General features: G+C 70.8%; 17 protein-coding genes. 12 read left to right on the top strand and 5 right to left on the bottom strand.

Translation table 11 applies throughout. The features are described 5' to 3' along the window. Nucleotides 1-875: 875 nt before the first annotated feature. Both ACTMTF_RS11905 and leuE read right to left on the bottom strand, forming a co-directional pair. Nucleotides 876-1,517, bottom strand: coding sequence for a VC0807 family protein (locus ACTMTF_RS11905; protein ID WP_441110656.1), 642 nt, complete (start codon nt 1,515-1,517; stop codon nt 876-878). Between the two features lie 257 nt (nt 1,518-1,774). Further along, on the bottom strand, nt 1,775-2,455 hold the full coding sequence (gene leuE / locus ACTMTF_RS11900) for a leucine efflux protein LeuE (protein WP_397009848.1): 681 nt from the start codon (nt 2,453-2,455) through the stop codon (nt 1,775-1,777). 132 nt (nt 2,456-2,587) lie between these two features. Here leuE and ACTMTF_RS11895 point away from each other — a divergent pair, with 132 nt between their 5' ends. The 3 genes from ACTMTF_RS11895 (at nt 2,588) to ACTMTF_RS11885 (ending at nt 7,685) form a co-directional block, all read left to right on the top strand. Beyond that, nucleotides 2,588-4,420, top strand: a complete 1,833-nt coding sequence (locus ACTMTF_RS11895; RefSeq protein WP_441110655.1) for a M14 family zinc carboxypeptidase — start codon at nt 2,588-2,590, stop codon at nt 4,418-4,420. 248 nt (nt 4,421-4,668) lie between these two features. After that, complete coding sequence (locus ACTMTF_RS11890; RefSeq protein WP_441110654.1) at nt 4,669-6,249, top strand: chitinase; 1,581 nt, start codon at nt 4,669-4,671, stop codon at nt 6,247-6,249. An 11-nt stretch (nt 6,250-6,260) separates the two neighbouring features. Next, nucleotides 6,261-7,685 (top strand): carbohydrate-binding protein, encoded by a 1,425-nt coding sequence (locus tag ACTMTF_RS11885; RefSeq protein WP_441110653.1) that lies wholly within the window; start codon nt 6,261-6,263, stop codon nt 7,683-7,685. Between the two features lie 46 nt (nt 7,686-7,731). On the opposite strand, the gene ACTMTF_RS11880 is transcribed toward ACTMTF_RS11885, so the two are convergent. Then, complete coding sequence (locus ACTMTF_RS11880; protein WP_441110652.1) at nt 7,732-9,324, bottom strand: molybdopterin-dependent oxidoreductase; 1,593 nt, start codon at nt 9,322-9,324, stop codon at nt 7,732-7,734. Between the two features lie 118 nt (nt 9,325-9,442). On the opposite strand from ACTMTF_RS11880, the gene ACTMTF_RS11875 reads away from it, so the two are divergent. Further along, a complete protein-coding gene (locus ACTMTF_RS11875) occupies nt 9,443-10,840 on the top strand; it encodes a hypothetical protein (RefSeq protein WP_397009838.1) in 1,398 nt (465 codons plus the stop codon). On the opposite strand, the gene erm is transcribed toward ACTMTF_RS11875, so the two are convergent. Next, complete coding sequence (gene erm, locus ACTMTF_RS11870) at nt 10,812-11,537, bottom strand: ErmE/ErmH/ErmO/ErmR family 23S rRNA (adenine(2058)-N(6))-methyltransferase (protein WP_441111027.1); 726 nt, start codon at nt 11,535-11,537, stop codon at nt 10,812-10,814. The genes ACTMTF_RS11875 and erm overlap by 29 nt on opposite strands. A gap of 334 nt (nt 11,538-11,871) precedes the next feature. Between erm and ACTMTF_RS11865 the strand changes: the two genes are divergently transcribed. The 8 genes from ACTMTF_RS11865 to ACTMTF_RS11830 all read left to right on the top strand — a co-directional run bounded on the left by ACTMTF_RS11865 (nt 11,872) and on the right by ACTMTF_RS11830 (nt 19,168). Next, entirely contained in the window at nt 11,872-12,552 is a 681-nt protein-coding gene (locus ACTMTF_RS11865; protein ID WP_441110651.1) for a response regulator transcription factor, read from the top strand. Then, nucleotides 12,549-13,934, top strand: a complete 1,386-nt coding sequence (locus ACTMTF_RS11860) for a sensor histidine kinase (RefSeq protein ID WP_441110650.1) — start codon at nt 12,549-12,551, stop codon at nt 13,932-13,934. The genes ACTMTF_RS11865 and ACTMTF_RS11860 overlap by 4 nt, the downstream gene beginning before the upstream one ends. A 45-nt stretch (nt 13,935-13,979) precedes the next feature. After that, a complete protein-coding gene (locus ACTMTF_RS11855; RefSeq protein WP_441110649.1) occupies nt 13,980-14,501 on the top strand; it encodes a hypothetical protein in 522 nt (173 codons plus the stop codon). After that, nucleotides 14,498-15,595: a peptidoglycan-binding protein gene (locus tag ACTMTF_RS11850; RefSeq protein ID WP_441110648.1), complete on the top strand. Its 1,098-nt coding sequence runs from the start codon at nt 14,498-14,500 to the stop codon at nt 15,593-15,595. The genes ACTMTF_RS11855 and ACTMTF_RS11850 overlap by 4 nt, the downstream gene beginning before the upstream one ends. Next, a complete protein-coding gene (locus tag ACTMTF_RS11845) occupies nt 15,595-16,257 on the top strand; it encodes an ABC transporter ATP-binding protein (RefSeq protein WP_441111026.1) in 663 nt (220 codons plus the stop codon). Before ACTMTF_RS11850 ends, ACTMTF_RS11845 begins: the two co-directional genes overlap by 1 nt. Nucleotides 16,258-16,277: 20 nt before the next feature. Further along, nucleotides 16,278-17,450 carry an ABC transporter permease gene (locus ACTMTF_RS11840; protein WP_441111025.1) on the top strand — a complete coding sequence of 391 codons (1,173 nt, stop codon included), beginning with the start codon at nt 16,278-16,280 and terminating at the stop codon, nt 17,448-17,450. 52 nt (nt 17,451-17,502) lie between these two features. Continuing rightward, nucleotides 17,503-18,357, top strand: coding sequence for a hypothetical protein (locus ACTMTF_RS11835; RefSeq protein ID WP_441110647.1), 855 nt, complete (start codon nt 17,503-17,505; stop codon nt 18,355-18,357). 88 nt (nt 18,358-18,445) lie between these two features. Continuing rightward, nucleotides 18,446-19,168 carry a DUF6597 domain-containing transcriptional factor gene (locus ACTMTF_RS11830; RefSeq protein ID WP_441110646.1) on the top strand — a complete coding sequence of 241 codons (723 nt, stop codon included), beginning with the start codon at nt 18,446-18,448 and terminating at the stop codon, nt 19,166-19,168. A 5-nt stretch (nt 19,169-19,173) separates the two neighbouring features. Here ACTMTF_RS11830 and ACTMTF_RS11825 read toward each other — a convergent pair whose 3' ends face one another. Beyond that, nucleotides 19,174-20,199, bottom strand: a complete 1,026-nt coding sequence (locus tag ACTMTF_RS11825) for an AI-2E family transporter (RefSeq protein ID WP_441110645.1) — start codon at nt 20,197-20,199, stop codon at nt 19,174-19,176. Nucleotides 20,200-20,660: the final 461 nt, after the last annotated feature.

Below are 20,660 nucleotides of genomic sequence, written 5' to 3'. Positions count from 1 at the left end.
TCAAGATGCTCTGGCTGACGGGCAGCTCCCTGGGCATCACCGACCCGGAGCTGATGAGCGGCTCGGTCATGATGGGGATGAACACGCTCACCTTCGTCATGGACGCGATCGCGCTGGTCCTGGCGCTGGCGTTCACCATGCGGTGGGGGAAGCGGCTGCCCGCCTGGCTGGTGCTGCTGCCGCTGTGGGTGGGCGCCGGGCTGCTGTCGGTGGTGATGGTGACCGCGCCGCTGAGCGTGATCATGGCGGGCGTGTCCGTGTTCGACACCGGCGGCCCGATCGAGCCGTGGGTCTACCTGGCCGTCTACACCGGCTTCATCGGGCAGGGCGCCGGTCTCATGACGGCGTTCGCCCTCTACGCCCGCGACCGCTGGACCAGCGTCTTCACCACCTCCATCGGGCACCCGTACACCTCGCTCACCCGGTCCTTCCAGCGCGTCGTGGGCTGGGGATCGCTGCTGGTGGCCGGGATCGTCGGCGGCACCCGCCTGTACTGGGCGCTGGGCGGCACGGCGGGACTGCTCGGGGAGACCGCCGTCGCGATGACCCCGGTCGGGGGCATGAGGGAGGCGGTGCAGGGTCTGATGGCCATCGCCGCCGGTGCCGCGCTGGTGGTCCTGGTGCGGGCGCGCGGGCGCGGGCCGTTCTGGCGGCCGCTGGTCGTGGGCTGGCTCGGCTCCGGCGCGCTGTTCGGCTGGGGCCTCTACGCGATGATCGTCACCTTCGCCGCGGGGCCGCTCGGCGCGCACACCCTCGGCGGGCCCGACTTCGTGGCGCTGTTCGGCATGCTGACCGGGCTGGTGATGGGCATGTGCGGGGCGTTCCTGCTGGCCGAGCGCTCCGGCGCGCTCGCAGGTGGTCTCTCCGGCGGTCTCTCAGGCGTGGGTGACGTGCAGCCTGCGCAGCAGCCGCTTGAAGCCGAAGATGGAGATGGTGATCGCCAGGCCGCTTATCACGGCCACCGCCGAGGTGCGCAGCAGCATGTACCCGCCGAGTGAGCCGGCGAGCGACTCGTACACCGCGAGGGCGATGCTCAACGTCGAGTTCGCCAGCAGCACGAACGCCCACAGCAGGGTGATCCTGGCGAAGAACCTGCGCACCCGCTCGTGCTTGAGCACCGCGTTCGGCAGATGGATGTAGTCGAGCGTCAGCTTCTGCACGAGCGGCCTGTTCAGCCGCACCGAGGCGAGGAAGGCCATGCTGATGCAGATCGTGCCCAGTTCCGGCTGGATGAAGTACCACATCCAGGTGCCCGTCCACAGCCCCACGATGGTGCGCAGGGTGATCGCCGCCGCGGCCAGCAGCATCGTCGCCGGCACCGGGATCCGCCTGATCAACCGCCAGGCCACCCCGCCGTACACCCACGCGCAGGTCAGGATCAGCGCCCACTTCAAACCCAGCACCACCATCGCGAGATAGAACACCGCCATCGGCGCCACGACCGCTTCGAGCAGTCTCGGCGCCGCCTGCCGGGCCAGGGCGGTGAGCCGGGGCAGGGTGACTGGTGGGTGCGTCATGGATCGCTCCGCAGATAGGCCGACGGCCGGGCACTACCCGGGCGCCGGGCTGGCAGGCTTACCAGATGGGCCGCTCGACATCACCTGGCGGCCACCTTGAGGCCCCGACGATCGCATCGGGTGGTTGCCGGTCGCTTTCCGGTGGCTTACCGTACCTGACCGTCTGAGCGGTGGCTGCGTCTTTCGGCACGTTCAGCGGGCGGAGGCGGCCTTTTCCTACGCGTTCGCCCACGTCAGGGCCCGATATACCTTTCTGGTCAGCCCAGTGAGGTGGTGGCCAGCTTCGCCCCGAATCCCAGGAACAGCGCGCCCACCCCCGAGGTCAGCCCCGCGCTCAGCCGCCTGCGGGTGCGGAACTGAGCGGCCAGGAAGCTCCCGCCGAAGATCAGCGCGGACAGGTAGAGGATGCTGAAGACCTGGATGATCGCCCCCAGGATGAGGAACGACAGCGCCGGCGCGGCGTAACCGGGGTCCACGAACTGGATGAAGAACGAGACGAAGAACAGGATCGCCTTCGGGTTGAGCAGGCTGATCGTCAACGCCTTGCGGAACGGCCGCACCGCCTTGGGCCCGGGCCGATCGGACTCCATCACCGCCGCGGCGGCCACCTGGCCGAGCTCACCCTCGGGCCGCGCCCGCCAGGCCTGCCAGGCGCCGCGCAGCATCTGGAAGCCGATCCAGGCCAGATAGGCCGCGCCGGCGTACTTCACGATCGCGAACAGCACCGGATTCGACCGCAGGAGCGACGCGGCGCCCGCGGCGGCCAGCGCCATCAGCACGGTGTCGCCGACGAACACCCCCGCGGCGGCCCGGTACCCCTGGCGGACCCCGCGCTGCGCGGACAGGGCCAGGACGTACACGGAGTTGGGGCCAGGCAGGAGGATGATCAGGAAGGCGCCGATGACGTAGGTCCAGATGTCGGTGATTCCGAAGAACATGTGGTCTCGCTCCAGCTTGCCCGTGGTGACATGTCACGGTACCGCCGATATTTGGGTCTTTCCTAGTTGGCCGGTCCTCTTCACTCTCAGTGCAGGCGCGCGTAAACACCAAGCCCGCGCGCCTGGGAGGACATGGTGAAACGCCGATTAGTCATCCTGCTGGCCGTCCTGGGACTCATCTGCCTGACCGGCATGACCGGGGCGGGGGCCACCGCTGAGCCGCCGGCCAACAAGCAGTACCGCGTGCAGGGCCCGGCCGACGCGCGGGAACGCAGCGCCGTCGCGTCGACCGGCGCCGCCATCGACGAGGTGACACAGGACTCGGTCCTGATCACCGCCACGGAAGCCGAGGTCGCCGCGATCGAGCGGCTCGGCTACCGGGTCACGGAGGTGCCGCGCCCGTTACCCCCGTCAGCTGCCGTGGCAGCTGACTTCCCGCCGGCGGACTCGGGCTATCACAACTACGCGGAGATGACCGCGTACGTGGACGACGTGGTCGCCGATCATCCGGCGATCGCCCAGAAGTTCACCTACGGCTCCTCCCACGAGGGCAGGCCGCTCATCGGCGTCAAGATCAGCGACAACGTGGGGACGGACGAGGCGGAGACGGAGGTGCTGTTCACCGCCCACCAGCACGCCCGCGAGCACCTCACGGTCGAGATGGCCCTCTACCTCATGGACCTGCTCACCGACGGCCACGGCACCGACACCCGGATCACGGACCTGGTGAACACCAGGGAGATCTGGATCATGCCGGACCTCAACCCCGACGGCGGGGAGTACGACATCGCCACCGGCAGCTACCGGTCCTGGCGGAAGAACCGGCAGCCGAACAGCGGCTCGTCGGCCGTCGGCACGGACATGAACCGCAACTGGGGCTACAACTGGGGCTGCTGCGGCGGCTCCTCCGGGTCGTTCTCCAGCGAGACCTACCGGGGCGCGGCCGCCGAGTCGGCGCCCGAGGTCAAGGCCGCGGCGGACTGGGTGCGCGGCCGCGTCGTCGGCGGCGTGCAGCAGCTCAAGGCGCACATCGACTGGCACACCTACAGCCAGCTCATCCTCTGGCCGTACGGCTACACCTTCGACGACACCGGGCCGGGCCTGACGCAGGACGACCGGGACGCGCACGCCACGCTCGGCCAGAACATGGCCACCACCAACGACTACACCCCCCAGCAGGCCAGCGACCTCTACATCACCGACGGCACCATCGACGACTGGCTGTGGGGTACGTACAAGATCTTCAGCTACACCTTCGAGATGTACCCGGCCAGCTCCAACCCCGGCTTCTACCCGCCGGACGAGCAGATCGTCCCCCAGACGACCCGCAACAGGGAGGCCGTGCTCCGCTTCCTCGAATACTCCGACTGCGTCTACCGGATCATCGGCAAGGAGTCGCAGTACTGCGGCACGGGCACCCCGCCGGTGACGGTCCACTCCGACACCTTCGAGACCGCCACCGGCTGGACGACCGACCCGAACGGCACAGACACGGCCACGTCGGGGCAGTGGGAGCGCGGCGATCCCGCGGCCACCTCCTCCTCCGGGGCCAAGCAGCTCGGCACCACGGTCAGCGGCGCCAACGACCTGGTGACCGGCCGGCTGGCGGGCAGTTCGGCCGGCACGTACGACATCGACGGCGGCGTCACCTCGATGCAGTCGCCGCCGATCGCCCTGCCCGCCTCCGGTGACCTCACCCTGTCGCTGTCGTGGTACCTCGCGCACGGCTCGAACGCCTCCAGCGCGGACTACTTCAGGGTCAAGGTGGTGGGTTCGACCACGACCACCGTCTTCCAGCAGGCGGGCGCCGCCACCAACCGCAACGGCGCCTGGAGCGTGGCCACGGCCGACCTGAGCGCCTTCGCCGGCCAGACGGTGCGCGTCCTCGTCGAGGCCGCCGACGCGTCAGGCGCCTCACTCGTCGAGGCCGGCGTCGACGACGTACGCATCACCCAGCAGTCCTGACATCCAATGCCCCGCCGTGATCAATACGGCGGGGCCTTTTATTGGGTCTTGTAAGGAACCCTTGTCAAGGCTACGATCGCGACAACTCTTAGGAAACTTTCCTAACAGAATCTTGCCGGATTCCCCCCGGAACCCGGCTCCTGCTGACCCCCCAAGCGCCCGCGTCGCCTCCCGCGGGCCGTGCCGTGCGGCTTGCGCTCTACCCCCCAGGCGCAAGCCGTACGGTACGCCAGCAAGAAGGATGAAATGTGAAAGTTCGCGTGATCTTAGTATCGCTCGCGACCCTCGCCCTCAGCCTCATCGCGCTCCCCGCCCACGCCGCCTCGGCCTCCGCCACCTTCGTCAAGGTCTCCGACTGGGGCACCGGCTTCGAAGGCAAGGTCACCGTCACCAACGGCACGTCCACCCCGATGAACGGCTGGACCGTACGGTTCGACATCCCGTCCGGTTTCACGATCCCCTCCGCCTGGGACGCCGTACTGACCAAGGACGGCAGGCAGCACACGTTCACCAATCCGAGCTGGGCGTCCGCCCTGGCGCCGGGAGCCAGCGTCAGCTTCGGCTTCAACGGCAGCCCCGGCAACTTCCCCGGCATCTCCAACTGCACGCTGAACGGCGCGTCCTGCGACGGCGGCACCGGCCCGGGCCCCGGCGTCCCCGGCAAGCCCGGCGCCGTGACGGCGAACCCCACCGACAGCGCCATCGCCCTGTCCTGGGGAGCCTCCGGCGGCACCGTCACCGGCTACCGGGTCTACGAGGGCACGGCCGTCAAGGCCACGGTCAGCTCCACCGGCTCGACCATCGGCGGCCTCGGCGCCTGCGAGACCCACACCTACACGGTCAGGGCCTACAACACGGCAGGGGAGTCGCCCGCCAGTGACCCGGTGACCGCGACCACCACCGGCTGCGACCCGGGCGAGCCCGGCGGGGATCTGCCCGCGCACTTCCTCACCGGCTACTGGCACAACTTCGTCAACCAGGCGACCGAGCTGAAGCTCTCGGCGGTGCCCAACGACTACGACCTGATCGCGATCGCGTTCGGCGAGGCCACCGCGACGCCGGGCGAGGTCGTCTTCGGCGTCGACCCGGGGCTGTCGAGCGCGCTCGGCGGCTACACCGACGCCCAGTTCAGGGCCGACGTGCAGGCGCTGCACCAGCGCGGCAAGAAGGTCATCCTGTCCGTCGGCGGCGAGACCGGCCGGGTCCAGGTGGCCGACGCCGCGGCCGCGACCAGGTTCGCCGACACGGTGCACGCGCTCATGCGGAGCTACGGCTTCGACGGCGTCGACATCGACCTGGAGAACGGGCTCAACGCCACCTACATGGCCCAGGCGCTCAGATCGCTGCGCGCCAAGGCGGGCGCCGACCTGATCATCACGATGGCGCCGCAGACCATCGACATGCAGTCGGCGCAGATGGAGTACTTCAAGCTCGCGCTGAGCATCAAGGACATCCTCACCGTCGTCCACATGCAGTTCTACAACTCCGGCTCGATGCTCGGCTGCGACCGGCAGTGGGCGTACTCGCAGGGCTCGGTCGACTTCATGACCGCGCTGGCCTGCATCCAGCTGGAGAACGGCCTGCGTCCCGACCAGGTGGCCCTGGGCCTGCCCGCCGGGCCGGGGGCGGCCGGTGGCGGAGTCGTCGCGCCCGCCCTGGTCAACCAGGCGCTGGACTGCCTGGCCACGCGTACCCGCTGCGGGACCTTCACGCCGCCGCGCGCCTATCCGGGCATCCGCGGCGCGATGACGTGGTCCATCAACTGGGACGCCAGCAACAACTGGAACTTCTCCAGGACCGTCAAGCCGCACCTCCAGGGAATGTCATGAAATTTCGTCGCATGTTCCTTGCCTTACTCGCCTCCCTCGCCCTGACCGTCTCCGGCCTCGCCACCATCGCCCCGGCCGCCTACGGCGCGGCGGTCGTCGCCGCCCCCGCCTGGACGGCATGGACCCCGTACACGGTCGGCACCCGCGTCACCCACAACGGCGTCGACTACGAGTGCCTGCAGAGCCACACCTCCCAGCCCGGCTGGGAGCCGAACGTCGTGCCCGCGCTGTGGAAGGTCGTCTCCGGCGGCGGCGGGCCCGACACCAGCGCCCCCTCCGTGCCGGGCAACCTCCGCTCGACCGGCGTCACCGCGAGCAGCGTCTCGCTGGCCTGGAACGCCGCCACCGACAACGTGGGCGTCACCGGCTACAACGTCTACCGGGGCTCGACCCTGGTGACCACCGTCTCCGGCACCTCCTACACCGACACCGGCCGCGCGGCGAACACCAGCTACACCTACACGGTCAGGGCCCGCGACGCCGCCGGCAACCTGTCGGGCACGAGCAACACCGTCACCGCCAGGACCTCCGAAGGCGGCGGCCCCGACCCCGACCCGAACCCGTCCAGGATGCCCGGCGCGCCGTACCTCTGGATGGGCTGGGGCAACCCGCCCAACCCGGGCACGGTCATGGACGCCACCGGCATCAGGTCGTTCACCATGGCGTTCATCCTGTCCAGCGGCGGCTGCAACCCGGCCTGGGACGGCCAGCGCCCGCTGACCGGCGGCGCCGACGCGCAGGCGATCAACACGATCAAGTCCAAGGGCGGCAGCGTCCAGATTTCCTTCGGCGGCTGGCAGGGCAACAAGCTCGGCCCGAACTGCTCCACCCCGGCCGCCTTCGCCGGCGCCGTGCAGCAGGTCATCAACGCCGTCGGCCCCGCGGTCGTCGACTTCGACATCGAGAACACCGACGAGTTCGAGAACTACACGGTCCAGGACCGCATCCTCAACGGCCTCAAGATCGTCAAGCAGAACAACCCCAACGTCAAGGTGGTCGTCACCTTCGGTACCTCGACGACCGGCCCGAACGCGCACGGCGTCCGCCTGATCAACCAGGCCAGGGCGCTGAACGTGCCGATCGACAACTTCACCATCATGCCGTTCGACTTCGGCAGCTCCAACATCTACACCGACACCGTCAACGCCGCCGAAGGCCTGAAGAACGCGCTGAAGAACGCCTACGGCTGGTCCGACGCGCAGGCGTACGCGCACATGGGCATCTCCGGCATGAACGGCCTGTCCGACCAGCAGGAGCTCACCACGCCGCAGACCTGGACCCAGATCGTCAACTGGGCGAAGGACAGGGGCCTGAACAGGCTCGCCTACTGGGGCGTCAACCGTGACCGCCCCTGCCCCGGCGGCGGCGTGGTCTCCAACTGCAGCGGTATCGCGCAGGCCGACTGGGAGTTCACCAGGATCACGGCGGGCTTCTGACCGATACCGATACCGGGCCCGGGGCGGTGGCGAGGCCGCCCCGGGCTCACGGCATGCGCACGAGGTGGGTGGGTTTCAGCGGGAGGCCGGCCCCCGGCGGCCGGTAGACCGGCAGCGCCTCGCCGTACTCGTGCATCCAGGCGTGGTCGATCAGCAGCCGCATCCGCCGCTCGCCCGGCTCGGCGCCGGCGACGGCCGGTTCGAGGCGCGCGGTGGTGAGCTTGGCCACCGCGTCGGCGATCAGCCGCGCGTCCGGCGGGGCCAGATCACACCGCTCGTCCGGCCCGATGAGCAGGTCCACCTGGGGCGGCAGCGGGTAGATCCACCTCGGCAGGGCGAGCACCCGTGGCGGCGGCGCCATCGGCAGCCCGTCGCGCACCGCCTCCAGCAGCACCGACCGCGACGTCCGGTGCTCGAACAGGCCGTCGCCGAGCGCCCAGCTCAGCGCCCCCACGTCGGAGCGGTCCTCACCGCACGCGTGCAGGCACAGGTACGGCACCAGCGGGATGTCCGGCCCGGCCGACGGCTGCGCCCAGCCGTCCCGGCAGCCGGTGAGCACCAGCAGCGCCAGCATCGCCCGGTAGGCGGTGTCGGCGTGCGGCGTGTCCAGCCACCCCGGCACGACCATGCACCGCCCGTGGGTCTTCTCCGCCGTCACGCCCAGCTCCCGCGCGATCTTCACCGCGCGCGAGGCGGCCACCCCGGTGTACGCCTCCTGCCAGCCAGGTGTGTACGGCTCGGCGCGATCGTCGTAGCCGGACGGCCAGCGGCCCGGCAGCCCCGGCCTGGCCACCCCGTACGTCGCCAGCAGCAGGTCGAACACCGTCGTCACCAGGTGATCGCCGTCCCGGACCGCGGGCACGCCCCGGGGCAGCACGCCGGGCCCGTCGTCGAAGCGCGGCAGCAGCACCTCGGTCCCCTTCGAACCGTCCGCGCCGTACAGGCTCAGCCGGCCGGCGGCCGGCCCGAGCAGCCCGCCGGGCACGAGCACGCCGCCGCGCTCGCGCAGCCGCACCAGGAACGGCAGATCGGTCCACTCCATCGCGTGCTCGGTGAAGGCGGGCCGGTCCAGGTAGAACTCCTTGAGCAGCACGTGCCCGACCGCCATGGCCAGCGCGCCGTCGGCGCCCGGACGTACCACCAGCGTCTCGTCAGACAGCCGCGTCGGGTGCGGCCCGATCGCCACCACCTTCTGCCCCTTGTAGCGCCCGGCGATCACCCACGGCGTGCCGGGCGCCCGTACGGTCCGGTTGTTCTCCCCCCACAGCAGCACATAGGCCGCCTGCGCCCAGTGCTCGGTCGCCGGCCCGGGGAAGCTCGGGCCGAGGATCTGCGCGGGCGCGCTGGACTGCTCGGTCAGCACCGCGCCGCCCATCCCGCCGACCAGCCCGGCCAGCGGCGAGGTCGCCAGCGCGGCCACCTGATCCGCCCCGTGCTCGGCGGCGGTGTGCACGATCGCCGCCGCGGCCAGCTCGGCGGCGGTGTGGTCATCGAGGGGAACCCGCCGCCCGCCACGCGCCTGGCGGTAAACCTCCGAATTCGCTGTGAGTTTCGCCCAGGCCGCGACGGGGTCCCGTATCCCTTCACGGACCTCGAAGTAGAGCCTGACCAGCGCCTGGTTGACTAGCGATCCCCCCATGCGAAAAGTTCAGCACAGACGGTCATGATCTGACGCCTTTAGGCACCGCATGTCGGGGATAAGAATTCAGAAGTGCAGGTAGCACCATGCTTTTCTGTACGGCACTCTAGATCCCGCCATGGATTACGCAGTCATCACGGGGATCATCCTCGTCACCGGAATCGCCCTCGCCCTGATCGCCCAGTGGCGAGACTGGCGGCCGCCCCTGATCGTCGCCATCTGTGTGGGCATCGTCCTGCGGGTGCTGTTGCTGTTCACCGCGGCCGACGACTCCTGGCAACCGGTCGACTTCATCCACAGCTTCAAGCCGGCGGGCGAGGCGGTGCTGCGCGGCGAGGACCCGGTCCTGGCCAGCGAGGGCGGCTGGCACTTCCTGCCGACGATCCCGTACGTGTACGGCATCCTGCTCTGGCTCGGCATCCCGTGGGAGTTCGCCGGCCGCTTGGTCACCGTGGTCGCCGACATCGTGCTGATCCCCCTGGTGGCCAAGCTCGCGGGCGGCCCCAAGGCGTCGCTGCGCGCCTTCCAGTACGCGCTCAACCCGCTGGCGTTGCTGGTCGCCTCCATCCACGGCCAGGTCGAGCCGGTGGCGCTGGTCTTCGGCGTGGCCGCGTTCGTCGTCGCGCGCGGGCCCGGCTCCCCGGAGCGGGCGGGCATCCGCACCGACGTCGTCGCCCTCTTCCGCAGCCTGACCGCCAACGGGTGGGCAGCCGCCCCGCGCCCCCTGCTCGGCATGCTCCGCCAGGGACTGCGACCCGGCCCCACCGACCGCGCCGACCTCAAGCGGGCCGCGCTCGCCGGGGTGCTGATGGGCCTGGCGCTGTGCGCGAAGAGCTGGCCGATCTGGCTGATCCCCGGCTTCCTGCTGCTCCTGCCGCACCTGCGGGCCCGGATCGTGGGGCTGTTCGTGACGGGCGTGGTGCCGCTGTTCTTCCTGGTGACCCTGCCGATCTTCGCGGGCACCTCGCTCAGCCAGATCCCCGAGGTCATCAGGGTCATCCAGGACATCAGGCCGATCGTCGGCGAGTGGGGCTGGACTCCCTGGTTCACCGGCGGCAACTGGGCGCTGGAGCCGGTGCTGGCCAAGGTCGGCACCTACCTGATCTACCTCTGCGTCGTCGCGGCGGTGGTGATCTGGCGGCGGGCCGACCCGATCGACATGACGCTCGCCATCCTGCTGATCTTCATGGTGGTCACGCCGCGCCTGGGCGCCCAGTACCTTCTCTGGTTCATGCCGTTCCTGATCGCCAGGCCCACCAGGTTCGCCTGGCCGGCCATCCTGGGCACCTGCTTCTGGGCGGCCTACGGCTACGTGTGGATGACGCAGTACGACCAGGCGGGCTGGTTCCTGCAGCACACCTACTGGTCGCGGGCGTCGATCGTGCTGCTGCCGGTCCTGTTCCTGGCGATGCCGTGGGCCCGCCGTGAACCGCCCCTGCCGGAGCTCGCCGAGCCCGTCGAAACGACAGGCCCGGCGAGCGATCACCTCACCGGTGCAGCCGGGCGTACAACGTGATCCACTGATCGGGACGGACGTGGCCCACGACCGTGTCGCGGGCCACGCCCGCTGCGGCGAGCGCCGCGTCCACCCCGTCGTAGCGGGTTCGCAGCGAGGCGCGCAGCGATCCGCCCACCCCGCTGAACCCCAGCTCGACCAGCCGCTGATAGTCCCGGCCCGACTGCACCAGCGGCTCGGGCCGGCGCTGGAGACGCAGGATCGCCGAGTCGACCGACGGGACGGGCCGGAAGCTCGCCCTGCCGATCCGGTCGCCCAGCCGCCAGTCGAACCACGGCCATGACTCCACCGTCACCAGGCTCCAGCGGCCGTAGTCGCCCGCCCTCTTACGCGCGTACTCCCGCTGCGTGAGCAGGGTCGCCGAGGTGAGCCCCGGCGCCCGCAGACACCAGCGCACGATCTTCGACGTGATCGAGTAGGGGATGTTGCCCACCACCGCGAACGGCTCACGCGGCGGCCGGGCGGTGGTGAAGTCGCCCCGCACCACGTCGATCCGGGGATCGTCGCGGGTCAGCGACGCCAGCCTGCCGGCCAGCCGCGGGTCGAGCTCGTAGCCGATCACCCTGGCTCCGGCCCCGGCCAGCGCCCTGGTCAGCACGCCGTCGCCCGCGCCGGGCTCCAGCACGAGCCCGTCGGGACCGGCGGCCTTGACCACCAGCTCCACCGCGTGCGGGTCGGCCAGGAAGTTCTGCGACAGTTCCCGTCTCGTCCTGTCGCGGGGCGTACGACCGCCCGTGACTTTCTTCTGGGTGTGTGAGTAGTTTCCGTGTGCGAAATTCTGCGCCACAGCTGCCCTTCCGGGTCCTCGAGTTGATGGAGATCTCGAAGGGCCCCGGGCACGCCGGTGGACGCGCTCAGTCAGTCATCGCGTCCACCGGCGGGCCAGAGGCCGGCCGTGACGGATGCGGACCGCGTACAAGCCGTAGAAGCACGTGCACATGCCGCCGACGCTAGGCGGGCGCTCCCGGCGGTGGCAACCGAATAAAAGCGCTTTGAGCCGGCATTGAGGTGCCTGGGGTAATCCTTGGGGCATGGACCGACCGGCCAGGGTGCTCGTCGTCGACGACGAACCCAACATCCGCGCCCTGCTCTCGCAGACACTGCGCCTGGTCTCCTTCGAGGTCAGGACCGCTGAGACCGGGGCCGAGGCGGTGACGGCGGCCCGGGACTTCGCCCCCGACATCGTGGTGCTCGACGTGATGCTGGACGACATCGACGGGTTCGAGGTGGCCAGGCGGCTCGGCGACCGCGTGCCGGTGCTCTTCCTGACGGCGCGCGACGCCGTCGAGGACCGCGTCCAGGGGCTCTCGCTGGGCGCGGACGACTACGTGGCCAAGCCGTTCAGCCTGGAAGAGGTGGTGCTGCGGATCCGCGCGATCCTGCGGCGCAGCGCCGGCGGCGCCCGGCGCGAGGACGTCATCCGCTACGCCGACCTGGAGCTGGACGCGGCCGCTCACGAGGTACGGCGCGGCGGCGTGCCGGTGGACCTGTCCCCGACCGAGTTCAAACTGCTCGAATACCTGCTCACGAACGCCGGCCGGGTGGTCAGCAAGGCGCAGATCCTCGACAACGTCTGGCGCTACGACTTCGACGGCGACGCCAGCATCGTCGAGTCGTACGTCTACTACCTGCGCAAGAAGATCGACAAGGTCGAACCGCAGCTCATCCACACCGTGCGCGGCGTCGGCTACACGCTCAGGATCCCCCGGTGAGGCCCTCCACCTGGACCCTGCGCGCCCGCCTGGTCGTGGCGATGCTCGGGCTGACCACGCTCGCGCTGACGCTGGTCAACGTGTTCGGCATCACGCTGCTCCGCGACACCATGGTCCAGCGGGTGGACCAGCAGCTGACCGGCCTGACCAAGGTGTCCGGCCAGCGGGTCATGGCGATCCGGCCCGGACCCCCGCAGCCCGGCGAGATGGGCAACGTGCTGGAGAAGCGCCTCGCCTCCGTGATCCGGATCTACGTCTTCGGGCCGGACGGCGACCTCGTCAGCGCCCTCCCGCGCCACAACGGCCCCGGCCCGGAGCTCGGCGACGTCCACTACGGCACGCCGTACACCGTCGCCGGCTCCGACGGCCCCTCCTGGCGCGTCCTGGCCACACCCGCCGACGACGGCACCACCTGGGTGTTCGCGCAGTCGCTGGCCGAGGTCGAGCAGACCCAGACCTCCAACGTCGCCATCGCCACCGCCGTCAGCGCGCTGGTGCTGCTCCTGCTCGGGCTGGCCGCCGACGCCGTGGTACGGCTCGGCCTGCGACCGCTGACCAGGATGGAACGTACGGCGGGCCACATCGCCCGCGGTGACTTCGCCAGCCGGGTGCCCGCGCCCGACGGGCACACCGAGGCGGGACGCCTGGGCACGGCGATGAACGTCATGCTCGACCGCGTCGAGTCGGAGATCGCGGCCAGGACCGCCTCCGAGTCGCGGATGCGGCGCTTCCTGGCCGACGCCTCCCACGAGCTGCGCACCCCGCTCACCTCCGTACGCGGCTTCGCCGAGCTCTACCGCAGAGGCGGCGCCGACACCGGCGAGATGATGGGCCGGATCGAGGACGAGGCCGCCAGGATGGGCGTCCTGGTCAACGACCTGATGACGCTGGCCCAGCTCGACGAGGAGCGCCCGCTGGACCGCCGGCCCGTCGACCTGCTGGAGGTGGCGGCCGAGTCGATCCGCGACGCTCGCGTCCGCGTCCCCGACCGGCAGGTGCGGCTCTCCGGCTTCGACGACTCGCTCGTCCCCGTCTCCGTCGTGGGCGACGAGGCCCGCCTGCGCCAGGTGGCCGCCAACCTGGTCGGCAACGCGCTCACGCACACCCCCGCGGACGCCTCCGTCACGGTCCGCGTGGGCAGGCGGCAGGGCATGGCCGTGCTGGAGGTCGCCGACACCGGCCCCGGCGTGCCGCCCGAGCACGTACCGCACGTCTTCGACCGCCTCTACCGGGTCAACCCGGGCAGAACGCGAGGCAGCGGCGGCGCCGGACTCGGCCTGGCCATCGTGGCCGCCATCGTGCACGCCCACGGCGGCGAGGTCGAGCTCGACTCCCGGCCCGGCGAGGGAGCGACCTTCCGCGTCCTCCTACCTGGCTCCTAGGCGGCTCCCAGCCGGCTCCGATGCGGCCCGGCCACAGTCGGGAGCATGAGACGAGCATTACTCGCCGCCGCGCTGATCACCCTGGTAGCGGCCTGCGGAAACCAGCCGAGCACCACCGGCGTCGCCTCGGTGACGCGGGCCTCCGGCACGCCCGCGACCTCCGCCTCGCCCACCGCCTCCACCGACCCGGCGGAACAGGGCAGGAAGTTCGCCCAGTGCATGCGCGACAACGGCATCGACATGCCCGACCCGGATCCCGCCGACGGCAACGTCCGGATCATGACCAAGAAGGACGCCGGCAAGGGGGACATGAAGAAGGCGATGGAGGCCTGCCGGTCCCTGGCCCCCTTCAAGGACCGCAAGGAGCTGACCCCCGAGGACCAGGAGAAGATGCGTGAGTTCGCGCGGTGCATGCGCGACAACGGCGTCGACATGCCCGACCCCGACCCCGACGGCGGCGCCGTACGGATCAAGGGCGGGAACGGTATCAAGCCCGGCGACCCCACGTTCCAGAAGGCCATGGAGGCCTGCCGGGACATGGCGCCCCTCAGAGGCGGGCGCAAGTGACCCAGATCAAGGAGGAGAGCGATCTGCGGAGCCGCGCCCTGCCACCGCGCCGCCGGAGCCCCCTGCGCGTCGTCGCCTGGACCACCGGCGCCGCCCTGCTGGCCGCCGCGGTCACGGCCGCCGCCGTCGGCGTCGGCGGCACGGGCACGGGCACAGGTACGGCCACCGCGACCCGCACGCCCCCGGCCACCGCCCAGGTGACCAGGACGACACTCACCGAGACCAAGACCGTCGACGGCACCCTCGGCTACGGCGAGCCCCTGACCATCACCGCCAAGGCCCAGGGCACGATCACCTGGCTGCCCGCCGAAGGCGCCACCATCACCCGGGGCAGGGCCGTCTACAGCGTCGACGCCGACCGCCGCCCCCTGCTCTACGGCGCCATGCCGCTCTACCGCACCCTGGAGGACGGCGTCAGCGGCAAGGACGTCGAACTGCTGGAACGCAACCTGGCCAAGCTCGGCTACACCGGCTTCGACGTGGACGACGCCTACACCTGGGCCACCAGGGAGGCCGTCGAGGACTGGCAGGACGACCTCGGCGTGCAGGTCACCGGCAAGGTGCTCCCGTCCGACGTGGTCGTCGCCGACGGCCGGATCCGCGTCGCCGAGCTCAAGACCACGCTCGGCGCCACGGCCGGCGGCCCGGTCCTCACCGCGACCGGCACCACCCGCCAGGTCCTCGTCGACCTCGACGTGGCCGACGCCCACCTGGTGCGCAAGGGCCTGAAGGCGACCGTCGAGCTGCCCGACGGCACCGAGGTGAACGGCAAGGTCACCCGGGTCGGCAAGGTCGCCGAGACCGGCGGCGAGGACGAGGCCGCCACCACGGTCGAGGTCGAGCTCTCGGTGAGCGGCGTTCGGCAGTCCTTCGACTCCGCCCCCGTGGACGTCACGATCGTCTCCCGGCAGCGCGAAGACGTGCTCGCCGTGCCCGTCGGCGCACTGCTCGCGCTGGCCGAGGGCGGCTACGGCGTCCAGGTCGTCCAGGGCGGCGTCACCGCCTACGCCGCGGTCGAGACCGGCATGTTCGCCGACGGCCAGGTCGAGATCACCGGCGTCGACGAGGGCGCCACCGTGGCGGTGCCCAAGTGATCGTCGAGCTTGAGGACGTGAGCAAGGTGTACGGCGACGTCGCCGCGCTGCGCGGCGCCTCCATGACCATCCGGTACGGCGAGCTCGCCGGCATCGTCGGCCCGTCCGGCTCCGGCAAGTCGACCATGCTCAACATGATGGGCACCCTGGACCGCCCGTCCGGCGGCACCGTGCGCATCGCCGGGCACGACGTGAGCGCGCTCACCGACAGGCAGCTCTCCGCGTTGCGCGCGAACGTCATCGGCTTCGTGTTCCAGCAGTTCCACCTGGCGGCCGGGGTGTCCGCGCTGGACAACGTGGCCGACGGCCTGCTGTACACCGGGCCGCCCCTGCGCGAGCGGCGCGAACGGGCGGCCGAGGCGCTGGAGCGGGTCGGCCTCGGGCACCGGCTCGGCCACCGCCCGCACGAGCTGTCCGGCGGCGAACGGCAACGGGTGGCCATCGCCAGGGCCGTCGTCGCGGACCCGCCCCTGCTGCTGGCCGACGAGCCGACCGGCAACCTCGACTCCCGATCCGGCGCCGGAGTGATGGAGCTGCTGCGCGAGCTCAACGCCGCCGGCACCACCGTCGTCATCATCACCCACGACCGCGACATCGCCGCCCGGCTGCCCCGCCAGGTGGAGATGCTCGACGGCCGGGTAGTGGAAGGGGCCAGGCTGTGACCGTCCTGGAAAGCGCCCGGATGCGGCCCCGCGACGTCGTCCGGGTCGGCGGCGCCGGCCTGCGGACCAGGCCACTGCGGGTGTTCCTGTCGGCGCTCGGCATCGCCATCGGCATCGCCGCCATGATCGGCGTCGTCGGCATCTCCGCCTCCAGCCAGGAGGACCTCAACCGGCAGCTCGCGGCCCTCGGCACGAACCTGCTCTCCGTCTCCCCTGGCCAGACCCTGTTCGGCGACGACGCCCACCTGCCGAGCGAGGCCGAAGGCATGATCGGCCAGATCGGCCCGGTCACCTCGGTCACCGCCACCGGCGTCACGCAGGCCAAGGTCTACCGCAACGACCACATCCCCGAAGCCGAGTCGGGCAGCATCTCCGTCCTCGCCGCCCGGCTCGACCTGCCGCGGGAGGTGAGCGTTCAGCTGGCCGGCGGCGCCTGGCTGAACGAGGCCACCCACCGCTATCCGGCCACCGTGCTCGGCGCCAAGGCGGCCGACCGGCTGGGCGTCGTCCGAGCGGGCCCCGACCAGCGCGTCTGGCTGGGCGGGCAGTGGTTCACCGTCGTCGGCGTGCTCGCCCCCGCGCCGCTCGCTCCGGAGCTCGACACCGCGGCCCTGGTCGGCTGGCCCGTCGCCGAGGAGCGGCTCGGCTTCGACGGCTACCCCACCACCATCTACACCCGGGCGGAGGAGGAGTCGGTGACCGCGGTGCGCGACGTGCTCGCCGCCACCGCCAACCCTGAGGCGCCCAACGAGGTCGAGGTGTCCAGGCCGTCGGACGCGCTGGCTGCCCAGCAGGCCGCCGACGCCACGCTCAACGCCCTCCTGCTCGGCCTCGGCGGCGTCGCCCTGCTGGTCGGCGGCGTCGGCGTGGCCAACACGATGGTGATCTCGGTGCTGGAACGGCGGGCCGAGATCGGCCTGCGCCGCTCGCTCGGCGCCACCCGCGGCCAGATCAGGCTGCAGTTCCTGGCCGAGTCACTGCTGCTGTCGGCCATCGGGGGAGTGGGCGGAGTGGCGCTGGGCATCGCGGTCACCGCCGCCTACGCGAGTCTGCAGGGCTGGCCCGCGATCGTGCCCGTCTGGGCGATGGCCGGCGGCGTGGTGGCCACCCTCGTCATCGGCGGCCTCGCCGGCTTCTACCCGGCCGTGCGCGCCGCCCGCATGTCACCCACGGAGGCGCTGGCCACCCCATGACGCGTCCGATTCCTACAAGCTTCGCCGCGCCCGTGCCAGTAGCGTCGGCCCTATGGACGTTCTTCACCGCGCGGGCGCCTACCTGCAGCTTCACGCCCGGCTGATCGACAGGCTCAGGTTCGAGACGCTGTTCGCCGGAGGGCCCCGGGATCGGGTGCTCGACGCGCTGCGCTGCTACCAGAACCCCGACGGGGGCTTCGGCAACGCGCTCGAACCCGACCTGCGCGGCGCGGGCAGCCAGCCGGAGCCGGTCGAGGTGGCGTTCTGGATCCTGGACGAACTGGACGCCTTCTCCGACCCGATGGTGACGGCCGCCTGCGACTACCTGCTCGGCGTCACGACCGAGGACGGCGGCGTCCCGTTCGTGCTGCCCAGCGTCCGCGACACCCCGAGGGCCCCCTGGTGGGAGACCACCGACGACCCGCAGGGCCACCTCATCCCCACCGCCTCCCTCGCCGGACTCCTGCACAAGCACGGCATCACCCACCCATGGCTCGGGCCGGCCACCGACTTCTGCTGGCGCGCCGTCGCCGCCATCGACAAGATCACACCGTACGAGGCCCGCGCCGTCGTCACCTTCCTTGACCTGGTCCCGGACAGGGAACGGGCGCTGGCCGAGTTCGACCGGCTGAAGGACGGGATCCTGGCCACCGTCTCGTTCGACCCGGACGCCGAGGGGGAGGCGCACTTCCCGCTGGACTTCGCGCCGGAGCCGCTGCGGCTGCCGCTGTTCGACACCGACGTCCTCGACCGCCACCTGGACGCCCTGCCGGCGGCCCAGTCGGAGGATGGCGGCTGGCACCCTAACTTCCTCATGTGGACCCCGGTCGTGGCCCACGAGTGGGGCGGCTACCTGACGGTAGGACGCCTCAAGACCCTGCGCGCATACGGCCGCCTGCCGGCCTGATCGCCACAGACCCCCGCTCGCCCGACCGAGCGCCGCTCACCCCGCCCTTGCCCGGCTAAGTGTCGTAGGCGCCGCCTAGCCTTGAGGTATGTATGCGGAATGGGCGCCGGAGCCGGCTCTGGCCGGACGGGTCGCCTGCCTGTGGCGGCGGGTCGGTGAGAGGGAGGGCACCCAGCTGGTGGTGCCCGACGGCTGCGTCGACCTGATTTGGGGCCCGGACGGCCCCTTCGTCGCCGGCCCCGACACCGGCCCTGTCCCCAGCAGGATCCGCCCAGGTGACGTGCTGTCTGGCATCCGCTTCAAACCGGGCGCGGTGGGCGAGTTCTTCGGCGTCCCCCTCTCCGACCTGCGCGACCAGCGCGTCCCCCTGGCAGCTCTCGGCGCCGTGCCGCCCCTGGCCGGGCCCGGGATCCGGCTGCGGGACGTACCGGACCTCGATCCGGAGGGGGCCGACCCGCTGCCCGTCCTGCGGGCCGCGGTGGCGGCCCGCCTGCGTGAGATCCCCGGCCCCGACCCGGCTGCGCCCGCCATCCTCACCGCGCTCCGCGCCGGCCGGGGCGTGCGGGAGGTGGCCTGGGAACTGGGGCTCAGCGAGCGCCACCTGCACCGCAGGACCGTGGCGGGCTTCGGCTACGCGCCGAAGACGCTGCAGCGCGTCGTCCGGTTCCAGCGAGCGTTGCGGCTGGCCCGCTCGGGCGTCGCGGCGGCGGAGGTCGCGGCCGTGGCGGGCTACGCGGACCAGGCGCATCTGTCACACGACGTCAAGCGGCTGAGCGGCGTGACGCTGCGCCACCTGCTGCACGGCGGGTAGCTCGATCAGGCGGGTGGCGGCCTGTTCGAGACGAGCGCGGCGGCCCACTTCGCCGCCGGATCGCTGTCGATCAGGAGGGCCTTGGCGAGCAGGCTGAGCGGGATCGCCAGCACGGCTCCCAGCGGACCGAGCACGAAGGTCCACACGATGAGCGAGATGAACGTCATCGTGGTAGACAGCCCCACCGCGTCCCCCAGGAACTTGGGCAGGATGAAGGACTGTGTGACCACGTTGATGACGGTGTAGGCGGTGATCACCAGGACCATCTCCTGCACGCCGCCGTCCAGGAGGGCCAGGGTCGCCGGCGGCAGCAGACTGAGGACGAAACCGATGTTGGGGATGTAGTTGGCGATCAGCGCCAGGACTCCCCACAGAAGCGGCAGTGGGACGCCGATGACCGTGAGGGCCAGGACGTCGAGGATCGCGCTGATCAGCCCGAAGATGGTGGAGACGATCAGATAGCGCCGCGTCTTGTGGGCGAAGACGTCCAGCGCGGTCACCACCCCGGGCCTCCTGTCCACACTGGTGGACAGGATCCTCGACGTGGCGGGCGCGTCCAGGCACATCGCCAGGAGCAGGACGACGATGAGGAACAGCCCTGAGAAGACCCCGATGACGCTGCCGAGCAGGCTCTGCGCGATGCCGATGATCCGCTCGGGATCGAAGCTCTCGATCGCTCTGTCGAGCTGCTCGACGCTGACGCCGTGGGCGACGGCGAAGTTCTGCGCGTCGACGAGCAGCGCTTGAAACTCCCGCGTGTAGGTGGGGACGAGCGCGCCGAGCTGCACCGCCGAGATCGTCAGCACCCCCGCCATGGCGAGCAGCACCATGACGAGAATCAGGAACGGCACCGCGACCTGCACCCAGATCGGCGCCCGCCGGGCCGCCAGCCAGGTGCGCACCGGGGACACGGCGATGACGAGGACCAGCGCGAGCACGAACGGCCCGACGATGGACGCCACCTCGCGGATCCCGAAGAGAACGATCACCGCACCGGAGAGTCCCACCAGGACGATGAGGGTTCTCGGCACGGATTGATGCTCCACGCGGGGTACGTACCCCTGCCTCCGAAGTGACACTGCCGCAGACGGGTAAACCGTCGATTTGACGGTTCCGGGAGCCGTACATAGAGTTCACCAGTCCCACGAGGACGGCGTTGATCGTCGGCCTCACTCGGGGACACCTCCCTAGCACCATCCAGTCCGTGGATCTTCGTGTCCACGGGGGGTCGATTCGACAAGAGTCAGGCTTTGGAGTAAGTTAGAGGGGTTGTCTCCGAAACGGGACGGCGGTTATTCCTGCAGGTCGAGCGAGTCCGGTCAATTTGACAGAGACTCAAACGGCTGACAGGATTAAGACATAGCAAAGACGAAATGAACGCCTCCGAGCGAGGATCCCGAAAGGGTTTCTGGTGAGGATGTACGCGTCCGTTTCTTGAGAACTCAACAGTGTGTTAAAAGCCAGTGCATGATGCACAACCCCGTCATTTATG

Source organism: Nonomuraea sp. ZG12 (genome assembly GCF_052068115.1).
GTDB lineage: Bacteria > Actinomycetota > Actinomycetes > Streptosporangiales > Streptosporangiaceae > Nonomuraea.
This window is presented reverse-complemented; position numbering and strand designations above follow the sequence as displayed.

Bases quoted from the DNA above. Each gene is read 5' to 3' on its own strand.
- ACTMTF_RS11835 (WP_441110647.1), top strand. From the start codon at position 17,503: ATGGACGTTCTTCACCGCGCGGGCGCCTACCTGCAGCTTCACGCCCGG.
- ACTMTF_RS11865 (WP_441110651.1), top strand. From the start codon at position 11,872: ATGGACCGACCGGCCAGGGTGCTCGTCGTCGACGACGAACCCAACATC.
- ACTMTF_RS11885 (WP_441110653.1), top strand. From the start codon at position 6,261: ATGTTCCTTGCCTTACTCGCCTCCCTCGCCCTGACCGTCTCCGGCCTC.
- ACTMTF_RS11855 (WP_441110649.1), top strand. From the start codon at position 13,980: ATGAGACGAGCATTACTCGCCGCCGCGCTGATCACCCTGGTAGCGGCC.
- ACTMTF_RS11830 (WP_441110646.1), top strand. From the start codon at position 18,446: ATGTATGCGGAATGGGCGCCGGAGCCGGCTCTGGCCGGACGGGTCGCC.
- ACTMTF_RS11880 (WP_441110652.1), bottom strand. From the start codon at position 9,324: ATGGGGGGATCGCTAGTCAACCAGGCGCTGGTCAGGCTCTACTTCGAG.
- ACTMTF_RS11895 (WP_441110655.1), top strand. From the start codon at position 2,588: ATGGTGAAACGCCGATTAGTCATCCTGCTGGCCGTCCTGGGACTCATC.
- ACTMTF_RS11840 (WP_441111025.1), top strand. From the start codon at position 16,278: ATGCGGCCCCGCGACGTCGTCCGGGTCGGCGGCGCCGGCCTGCGGACC.
- ACTMTF_RS11905 (WP_441110656.1), bottom strand. From the start codon at position 1,517: ATGACGCACCCACCAGTCACCCTGCCCCGGCTCACCGCCCTGGCCCGG.
- ACTMTF_RS11875 (WP_397009838.1), top strand. From the start codon at position 9,443: ATGGATTACGCAGTCATCACGGGGATCATCCTCGTCACCGGAATCGCC.
- leuE (WP_397009848.1), bottom strand. From the start codon at position 2,455: ATGTTCTTCGGAATCACCGACATCTGGACCTACGTCATCGGCGCCTTC.